At 54.2% G+C, this 6,412-nt stretch carries 4 protein-coding genes and 2 pseudogenes; 5 read left to right on the top strand and 1 reads right to left on the bottom strand.

Features of this window, described 5'->3' with window-relative positions; translation table 11 throughout:
- The 4 genes and pseudogenes from GOB86_RS14410 to GOB86_RS14395 all read left to right on the top strand — a co-directional run.
- Positions 1 to 736, top strand: a 736-nt coding sequence (locus GOB86_RS14410; RefSeq protein ID WP_165993292.1) for a transposase, incomplete at its 5' end; no start/stop codon positions are given.
- Positions 737 to 937: 201 nt separating this feature from the next.
- Positions 938 to 2,119: pseudogene (locus tag GOB86_RS14405) on the top strand (outer membrane beta-barrel protein).
- Positions 2,120 to 2,155: 36 nt separating this feature from the next.
- Complete coding sequence (locus tag GOB86_RS14400; protein ID WP_012813131.1) at positions 2,156 to 2,605, top strand: phosphate-starvation-inducible PsiE family protein; 450 nt, start codon at positions 2,156 to 2,158, stop codon at positions 2,603 to 2,605.
- 708 nt (positions 2,606 to 3,313) lie between these two features.
- A complete protein-coding gene (locus GOB86_RS14395) occupies positions 3,314 to 3,796 on the top strand; it encodes an Hsp20 family protein (protein ID WP_165993290.1) in 483 nt (160 codons plus the stop codon).
- A gap of 465 nt (positions 3,797 to 4,261) precedes the next feature.
- Here the strand turns inward: GOB86_RS14395 and GOB86_RS14390 are convergent, their stop codons facing one another.
- Complete coding sequence (locus GOB86_RS14390) at positions 4,262 to 4,819, bottom strand: phosphate-starvation-inducible PsiE family protein (protein ID WP_003618818.1); 558 nt, start codon at positions 4,817 to 4,819, stop codon at positions 4,262 to 4,264.
- Between the two features lie 462 nt (positions 4,820 to 5,281).
- Here GOB86_RS14390 and GOB86_RS14385 point away from each other — a divergent pair.
- Positions 5,282 to 6,235: pseudogene (locus GOB86_RS14385) on the top strand (IS5 family transposase); the annotation flags it as partial.
- Positions 6,236 to 6,412 lie beyond the last annotated feature (177 nt).

The raw sequence follows: 6,412 nt of genomic DNA, 5'->3' as shown, positions 1-6,412 counted from the left end.
GGCGGGTGCCATTGAAAGGCTGTTTGACCGATTTGACGCGACCCTGCGGAACGCCGGTTATCTCCCGATGTCCGGCCAGATCCTGGATGCAACACTGGTGGCTGCTCCAAAACAGCGCAATACGAACGCTGAGAAAGCGGATCTCCGGGCAGGACGTATTCCAGAAGACTGGCAGGACAAGCCCGCAAAGAGGTCGCATAAGGATCGTCATGCACGATGGACACTTAAGTTCACGAAGGCGAAGCGGCAGGACGATGGAACCATACCGTCGAGCGATCTCGCCATCCCGTTCTTTGGCTACAAATCCCACGTCTCCATCGACCGGAAGTTTCGGTTCATCCGAAAATGGAAGACGACGGATGCCGCCGCCAGTGATGGTGCGCGATTGAGAGAGGGGCTGTTAGATAAAACCAATACGGCCTCAAGCGTTTGGGCTGATACAGCTTATCGCTCGAAAGCGAATGAGGACTTCATGGACAAAGAGGGTGTTGTCTCAAAGGTTCACAGAAAAAAGCCGCATCTCAAGCCTATGCCCCGACATATCCAGAAATCGAATGCTGGAAAGTCCGTGATCCGATCGCGCGTCGAGCACGTCTTTGCCGACCAGAAATCACAGACGGGGTTGTTCATCCGAACTGTCGGTATCACCCGGGCCACCATGAGGATCGGGCTGGCCAATATCGTCTACAACATGCGCCGCTTCCTCTTCCTCGAAAGGTTGAACGCGAGCGCGTAGTCATCCAGCGGGACGGCAGTCCCCGATCTGCTCAAAACGCAGATCAAAAGCTACCCCAAAAACCGTCAATCAAATCGCCAAAAGCCTGAAATCACGAGCCAAGCGCATCAACCAACGGTTCTTCGATCCCTCCAATCTGCATTCCTGAAATGGACGCCCCGATCTGGAAATGTAGGTTTTTTCCTGACAGCAGCCATTACGATGGTTCTTCTGGACATGAACGATGCGATCGCGAAGCCTGCCACGGAGTGGCTCGATGACATCACCCTTGCAGGGCAGATCGAGGGAGGAATAAACGCAAACGTTTCTCGCCCTGCAAATGGGATTAATTTCGGACAGTTCTTCGGTGACAGGGCCAATCAGGCGCAACTCGACCAGCTGACGCTGACGGCTGCGCGTGCAGTCGATACGACAGCATCGTCTTACGACGTGGGCTTCATGGTCCGGCGGCTCTACGGTGCCGAGGGGCGGTACTTTAATATTGCAGGCATCACAGACCGGTTAATGACCAGTCGTTACCAGTTCATTGTGCCTCAGGCCCATCTCGACGTTCACCTGCCTTGGTTAACCCGCCATGGTCTGGACATGCAGGCTGGCATACTGGCCTCCCCTATGGGCGTGGAATCCCTTGACCCCTCACTCCGTCCTTTCTATACCCTGTCCTATACGACTGAGTATTCCACGCCGTTCGAGCATGTGGGCGCAATGTTTCAATAGCACCTGACCGACCATATCGACGCATTATTCGGAGTGGACACGGGCAATCAGGTCTCGTTCGGGGGAGGTGACAACAATCATACTGCTGCGGGATATTTCGGTCTGACAGCGTCCAGTCTGGCAAATGGCAAACTGTCTCTGACATACCTCGGTCGCGTCGGTCCTGAAAACTCTACCCGGTCCCTCGGACAGCGTGCAAACTCGGCTCAACGTTACTGGAATGATCTTAGCGGAAGTTACAAGATTTCAGACCGACTGACCTTCACCGGTGAGCTGAACTTCCTGCACGATGAAGGGCTTCATGCCAACACCTACAGCTTCGTAAGCTACCTTTCCTATCAATTAACTCCCACACTTCTTCTAAATTACCGCGGCGAGATCTATCGTGATGATACCGGTCTGTTTGTAACATCCTTCATCGCAAATAATGCCTACATGCAAGCGACGCTCGGTAAACCCACCGTCACGCAATCAGCACCGCCGACGACGTACGGTGCCCTGACACTGGGTGCTACCTGGCGTCCCGTGCTCGGTCATTCCGTCAAGTTGTTCGAGATCCGTCCTGAAGTCCGGTTTGATCGCTCACTGAACGGAACGAGGCCATTTAATGACCTTAGAAATGTTGGTCAGTTCACTTTCGGAGCTGATGCGGTATTAGGTTTCTAACTACGCAGACATAGGCTAAAAAGGACGGCAAAGGCTATGATTAAAAACATACCAGGATTTGAGAAGATTTCTTCTATTTTCGATCTTTTTGAAGAGATCGCTATGCTGGTTCTTACGCTCTGCATCATGGTCGTCGCGGCCCTTGGTCTCATACATGTGCTATACGCCGTTTTTGAAATGCTCCGAACAGCAACCCTTTCCCCGACCAATCCTGTGGTTCTACAGAGCCTTTTTGGTCTGTTTTTTACAGTCCTGATTGCACTGGAATTCAAACACTCTATTCTTGTCTCGCCCGACACACCCTCGCACAGCATGGTCAGAATGCGGTCCGTCCTTCTCATCGGTATGATGGCGACCGTTCGCAAATTTATTGTCCTGGATCTCAGCGGCCTCGACGTCATGGAGGTTCTGGCACTCTCGGCGGCAATCCTGGCCTTGGGGATCGTCTATTGGCTCGTTCGTGGCAATAATAAAATAACGAGTTAACTCGGAGATCTCAGCATTTTAATTCTAGAGATAACGTCCGCTTTCGGAGCATTGTTTGGCTCTTTTCTATGTCTGACATGAGGCGAAAGCAGTGTGTCCGCTTAGTGCGCGACAAGCAGACAGGCGGGTTCCGCCCTCATCCCGGACATACAAGCCCCCATTCGCCAAGCTCCTAAGCGGACAGTCCGCAATCACCATGAGCTGATGGAGTTTCCTCCCACCCGAGTGCATTCTCCGCTCGGCTGCATAAAAGCAGCCCCTTCTGAGAACGTATCATAGAACAAGACATGTCAGATGGGGTGGAAGGCCTCCTTGCGGCATTGATGTGCCATACCGGCGGTTGATAAACCTTCTGAAGGAGACCGCCCACCCCAACTGACAGCTAGCGGCGCGACCACGACTGGTAGTGGAACGACAATTGGTGGTCCAGCATAAATCCACGGCCAGGCCTCCGCCGGAGCGGCACTCAGCATGGTCGCGGCGAATGCCGCGGCTAGCAACTTCCATCCGATGCTATCAGGCATTGTTCTGGTCCACTCTGAACACGCGAACGATTGAGGACGCCCAAACCTGCCTTTCTGCATTTTTGATACCTCTTGACACCATGCACGGAGTGCCCAGATTGAATCTGCCGGCCGCCAAAGGGGTCGGCAGACAGAACTATCAGTTTTGATCTTGTGTCCATGTTGCTCAAAGGAGGATATGGCTATGAGAGCCACCGTTGATTTTGCTCCCCTGTTCCGTTCGAGCGTGGGCTTTGACAGAATGCTCAATGCCCTTGATCTCGCCAGCCGGATTCCGACGGTCGATAACTGGCCGCCTTACGATATCGTCAAGACCGGTGAGGATGATTATCGGATCGACATGGCGGTTGCCGGACTTGCCGAGGCCGACCTTACGATCACACAGGAGCGCAATACTCTTGTCGTGACAGGACGAAAGGTACAGGAGCCGCAAAGCGCCGCCGAATATCTCCATCGGGGTATTGCGGGCAGAGAATTCGAACGCCGCTTCGATCTGGCCGAGCATATGAAAGTCACCAATGCGCACTTCGAGAACGGACTTCTGTCCATTATCCTGAAACGTGAGATACCCGAAGCGATGAAGCCGCGTCGTATCGCGATTACGTCCTCTACATTACGTGCGGAGGAAGCCGTGCCCCAGATCGAGGCGCGGAAAGAGGCAGCCTGATGGCATGACGAAACCTCTCCCCCGGCTATTCATCCGGCCGGAGGAGAGTCTCGAAAGGTCATGAACATGAAGAGGATGAAAATATCTCTGTCGTGCGCTGCTCTGGGCTTGTCTCTACTGAGCCAGTCGGGCGCACATGCTGGTGATATTGTCCGGACGACTGCAACATCGTTCAATGCGAGGGCGACTGAGGGACCATCCACAGTCCCCAAAACCGGGGCTCGCACTCATTACGAAGACGGCACGGGTGATATGCTGGTCGACAGCTTGAACGCAAGCCAGTTGGATCAGAACTACAAGGGGCCGGTCTATTATCCCGGACAACCCATTCCGCCGTTCCGGCCCATCGACACAGATCATCTGGCACCGTCAGGGCCAGAGACGCCGGAGAAGACGTCCTCATCGCACGGGACGTAGTGGGGATTGAGTAAAGGCGGCGTTATAGACCGCCTTTACCTCGATTCTTCAGGATGAAGACCCTTCAGGCTCACAGCGGGCCGCAGGATTATCTTCGAGATGCGCCTGTTCCCTGGCATCGCGCGCGACACGCGCATCCTGCTCGCGGACCAGCCAGTAGACGATGCCCAGCGCCAGAACAGCCGCCGAGAGAGCGAACAGTTCCATGGCAGTCACATCATGCAGATCCAGCAGGATGAATTTGCGGGCAATCGCCAGGAGGGCGATCAGGACGATGGTCCGCACCCGGATGACGTTCTCATGCTGGGCAAGAACGACCAGCAGGGAGTGTTTGAACTCAAGAGCGATGATAACAGTAAAGATCGCGCCAAAAATCGCCTGGAAGATCGTCTGGTTGATCGGATCGATTCCGACATCGACGACCAGATGCCATACCGCGCCGATCAGATGAATCGTCGCGATGGCGGTGACCAGCATGATGAGCGCAATCAGGGTCAGAATGATCGCCTGTTCAAAACGCTCGTAGAATGTCAGGCCCCTGAACAGCTTGATAAAGCGGGACCAGTCCCTGCTCTGCCAGGAACGTTTCATGGAGAGGTCTTCCATAGCCATTTTCCCATCTATGAATTGCGTTATAGTTCCCACGTGGGTCTGGTTTTTCTTTTAGTGATGGAGAATGTCCTCATGCAAGACACGTTACGGATCATGGGCGCCCACCGCCCGTTCGAACCGCCTCCGCTTCCTTCTCGGGAGAAGGAACAGCGCCGGCGTCCGGCGCCTGACGAAGAGGAGCCACCAATCGATCCAGATAAGGAAGGACTGGCCGAACTGCTCGCCCCCCGGATGCGGACCTGCGTGCGTAATGAATCAGTCTGCGGAAAGGCGCCGAGGTTGCTTGGCAATCTGTTCCGCTTGCTCCGTCTCTCCTACGGAGTGTGACCAAACGGGCCGCATTGTCCCCAGTGAACCGGGCACGGGGGGATGGATGTGGAGGGTTCGAAAAACCCTCTGGTTTTGAGGTCTTCTGTATGATTCTATTTCTTCTGCGTTGATTGAGGGAATGGCGATATGAAGCAGTCTGGTTTCTTTGATGTTGAAGAGCGTCTTGCCCGGCTGAGTGGGCTTGGCGATCAGCTCGAAGCGTTTTCCCGAACTGTGGATTTTGAAGCGTTCCGTCCTGATCTGGACAAGGTCCTGGCGTATTCCGATGGAAGCAAGGGCGGACGACCGCCATTTGATCCTGTGCTGATGTTCAAGATCCTGGTGATCCAGACGCTCAACAATTTGTCTGATGAGCGGACGGAATATCTGATCAACGATCGCCTCTCCTTTATGCGTTTCCTTGGGCTGGGACTTTCAGATCGGGTGCCTGATGCCAAAACGGTCTGGCTGTTTCGCGAGCGTCTGACCCAGGCGGGTGCGATCGATGGGCTGTTCAACCGCTTTGATGCGACCCTGCGCAACGCCGGGTATTTGCCGATGTCAGGCCAGATCCTGGATGCCACGCTGGTAGCGGCTCCGAAGCAGCGGAACACCAATGCAGAGAAAGCCGATCTTCGGGAAGGACGTATTCCTGAAGACTGGCAGGACAAACCCGCAAAGTTGTCGCACAAGGATCGTCATGCGCGCTGGACGCTAAAGTTCACCAAAGCGAAGCGGCAGGATGATGGAACCATGCCATCCAGTGATCTCGCCATCCCGTTCTTTGGCTATAAATCGCATGTTTCCATCGATCGGAAATACCGGTTCATCCGGAAATGGAAAACAACGCATGCCGCCGCCAGTGATGGCGCGAGATTGAGAGAGGGGCTGCTGGATAAAACCAATACGGCCTCAAGTGTCTGGGCTGACACGGCCTATCGCTCAAAAGCCAACGAAGACTTCATGGAAAAGCAGGGATTTGTTTCCAAGGTTCATCGCAAAAAGCCGCATCTCAAGCCTATGCCCCGGCATATCCAGAAATCAAATGCTGGAAAGTCGGTCATCCGCTCGCGTGTCGACGCGGAAATCTCACAGAAGGGTTGTACATCGGGTTAGATTATGAAAAAGTCTGTTTTGTACAAAAGAATTTTTCATAAGCAATAAACGAACCCGATGCAGACAGAGTGTAGCGCAGGCGCGTATGAGTTTCCAGCCTCCTGTGGACGGCGTGTTGTGGCCCGTTTTGACGGGGGTCGCATGAGTTCGGATGGGGGCGTC

Source organism: Acetobacter lambici, from assembly GCF_011516885.1.
Taxonomy (GTDB): Bacteria; Pseudomonadota; Alphaproteobacteria; order Acetobacterales; family Acetobacteraceae; genus Acetobacter; species Acetobacter lambici.
This window is presented reverse-complemented; position numbering and strand designations above follow the sequence as displayed.

What these genes read in the sequence shown, in the direction of transcription:
- GOB86_RS14395 (WP_165993290.1), top strand. Translation starts at nt 3,314, where the DNA reads ATGAGAGCCACCGTTGATTTTGCTCCCCTGTTCCGTTCGAGCGTGGGC.
- GOB86_RS14400 (WP_012813131.1), top strand. Translation starts at nt 2,156, where the DNA reads ATGATTAAAAACATACCAGGATTTGAGAAGATTTCTTCTATTTTCGAT.
- GOB86_RS14390 (WP_003618818.1), bottom strand. Translation starts at nt 4,819, where the DNA reads ATGGAAGACCTCTCCATGAAACGTTCCTGGCAGAGCAGGGACTGGTCC.